Annotated in this window: 1 protein-coding gene, 1 tRNA gene and 1 pseudogene; 1 reads left to right on the top strand and 2 read right to left on the bottom strand. The window is 62.7% G+C overall.

Annotated elements, in window-relative coordinates; translation table 11 throughout:
• Positions 1 to 549 (top strand): annotated as a pseudogene (locus RMO81_RS04965) (phosphoenolpyruvate carboxylase); the annotation flags it as partial.
• 10 nt (positions 550 to 559) lie between these two features.
• On the opposite strand, the gene RMO81_RS04960 reads toward RMO81_RS04965, so the two are convergent.
• A tRNA-Val gene (locus tag RMO81_RS04960) sits at positions 560 to 634 on the bottom strand.
• A 74-nt stretch (positions 635 to 708) separates the two neighbouring features.
• Positions 709 to 2,751, bottom strand: a 2,043-nt coding sequence (gene lon, locus RMO81_RS04955; RefSeq protein ID WP_310474653.1) for an endopeptidase La, incomplete at its 5' end; no start/stop codon positions are given.

The raw sequence follows: 2,751 nt of genomic DNA, 5'->3' as shown, positions 1-2,751 counted from the left end.
CGCCCCTATCGCGGCACCGAAGAGGCGCTGGCGCGGCCCTGCCTGGCGCTGGCCGAACGGCTGGTGGATGATGATCGTTCCGGCCAGTTCCGCCGCCTTGCCTCAACACTGCGGGTGGACAATTTCAAGCTGCGGCAACTGCTGAGCCACCTGCCGGAACCAACGCCCGCCGATCCCGGCACCGAGGCGACGCGGCGCACGCTGGGCGTGCTGCACGCGCTGCGGCTGGCGCTGATGCAGCATCTGTTTCTGCGCGCGGTCGATATTCCGGCCTTTTCGCGCCGCAACGATATCAGCCGCGATGATGTGCTCGATATGGTGCTGTCATTGCGCACCGACGAAGCGCTGGAACAGCTGCGCCGCGCCTTCCCGGTGACGGCGCCCGATCTGGCGGATTATCGCATGGATGAACCCACCGATTGGCCCGAAGACGACGCGCAGGCCTATGCCGGTATCCAGAGCCGCTTCATCGAGCCGATTGCCACGACCGCGCGGCTGATCCCGCTGATCAGCATCGCGATTGCCAATCATTTCGGGGCGTATGGATAAGAAGACCGAGTGGTGGGCGCGACAGGGATTGAACCTGTGACCCCTGCCGTGTGAAAGCAGTGCTCTACCGCTGAGCTACGCGCCCACTCGTGTCGGGAGGCGGCGAATTAGGCGAGATGGGCGGCGCTGTAAAGCCCCGCCCACCCGGTTCGTTCAAAATTAGTGCCGAACTGCCGGTTCGCTGGTCACGGCGGCGGCCGGCATGGCGGCCTTTTCGTCCGCCTCGGTCCATTCGATCGGCACCAGCGGCTGGGTCAGCGCTAGCGCCAGCACTTCATCGACGTGGCTCACCGGCACGATCTTCAGGCCCTGCTTCACATTGTCGGGGATCTCAACCAGGTCCTTCTCGTTCTCAGCCGGGATCAGCACCATGGTGATGCCGCCACGCAGCGCCGCCAACAGCTTTTCCTTGAGGCCACCAATCGGCAGCACGCGGCCGCGCAGCGTCACTTCGCCGGTCATCGCCACGTCGCTCTTCACCGCCACGCCGGTGAGCGTGGAGATGATGGCGGTGACCATGGCGATACCAGCCGACGGGCCATCCTTGGGCGTTGCGCCTTCCGGCACGTGAACGTGAATGTCCTTCTTTTCAAACACGCTCGGCTTGATGCCATAATGGGTGGCACGGGCCCGCACGAAGCTGAGCGCCGCCGAAATCGATTCGGTCATCACGCTGCCCAGCTTGCCGGTGGTCTTGATCGTGCCCTTGCCGGGGCTGGTGACGGCTTCGATGGTCAGCAGATCGCCGCCCACTTCGGTCCAGGCCAGGCCGGTGACAGCGCCAATCTGGTCTTCGGCATCGGCCAGGCCATAACGATATTTCCGCACCCCGGCGAAATCGGCCAGATTGTCGGAATTGACGGCAACACTGGTCACCTTGCCTTCGAGGATGCGGCGCAGCGCCTTGCGGGCCAACTTGGCAATCTCGCGCTCCAGCCGGCGCACACCGGCTTCGCGGGTGTAATAGCGGATGAGATCGCGCAGCGCGTCGTCGCCCACGCTGAACTCCTCCTTCTTCAGCCCGTGCGCTTCATACTGCTTGTCGATCAGATGGCCCTTGGCGATCTCCACCTTTTCGTCTTCGGTGTAGCCCGACAGGCTGATGATCTCCATGCGATCCAGCAGCGGCTGGGGCATGTTGTAGCTGTTGGCGGTGGTCACGAACATCACGTCCGACAGGTCGTAATCGACCTCCAGATAGTGATCGTTGAACGCCTTGTTCTGTTCCGGATCGAGCACTTCCAGCAGCGCCGATGCCGGATCGCCGCGGAAATCCTGGCCCAACTTGTCAATTTCATCGAGCAGGAACAGCGGGTTGGACGTGCCAGCCTTCTTCAGGTTCTGGATCACCTTGCCGGGCATGGAGCCAATATAGGTCCGGCGGTGGCCGCGGATTTCGGCTTCATCGCGCACGCCGCCCAGGCTGTGGCGGATGAATTCACGCCCCGTCGCCTTGGCGATGGAGCGGCCCAGCGAGGTCTTGCCAACCCCGGGCGGGCCAACGAGGCACAGGATCGGCCCCTTCAGCTTGTTGGTGCGCGCCTGCACGGCCAGATACTCGATGATCCGGTCCTTGACCTTTTCCAGGCCATAATGATCGGCATCGAGCACGGCCTGTGCCGCGACAATGTCCTTCTTGATCTTGGATTTCTTGCCCCACGGCAGGCCGAGCAGCGTATCGAGATAGTTGCGCACCACCGTGGCTTCCGCCGATTGCGGCGCCATCGCCTTCAGCTTCTTCAGTTCGCCCAACGCCTTTTCACGGGCTTCCTTGGAGAGCTTGACCTTCTTGATCTTCTCTTCCAGCTCGGCGATCTCGTCTTTTTCCTCGTCGGCATCGCCCAGCTCGCGCTGGATCGCCTTCATCTGTTCGTTGAGATAATATTCGCGCTGGGTCTTCTCCATCTGCCGCTTTACGCGGTTGCGGATTTTCTTTTCCACCTGCAGCACGCCCATTTCGCCTTCCATGAAGGCAAAGATCTTCTCCAGCCGCGCGCCCACGTCGGGCTCGGCCAGCAGCGCCTGCTTGTCGGCGATCTTCAGGCCCAGGTTGGCGGCCACGGTGTCGGCAAAGCGGCCGGGTTCTTCCACCGCCGAAATCTGGCTGGCGATTTCCGGGGCAACCTTGCGGTTCAACTTCATGAACTGTTCGAACTGGCCTTGCGCCGAACGCAGCAGCGCCGCCACTTCGGTTTCGTTGCG

This window comes from Sandarakinorhabdus sp., assembly GCF_031422795.1.
Taxonomy (GTDB): Bacteria; Pseudomonadota; Alphaproteobacteria; order Sphingomonadales; family Sphingomonadaceae; genus Sandarakinorhabdus.
This window is presented reverse-complemented; position numbering and strand designations above follow the sequence as displayed.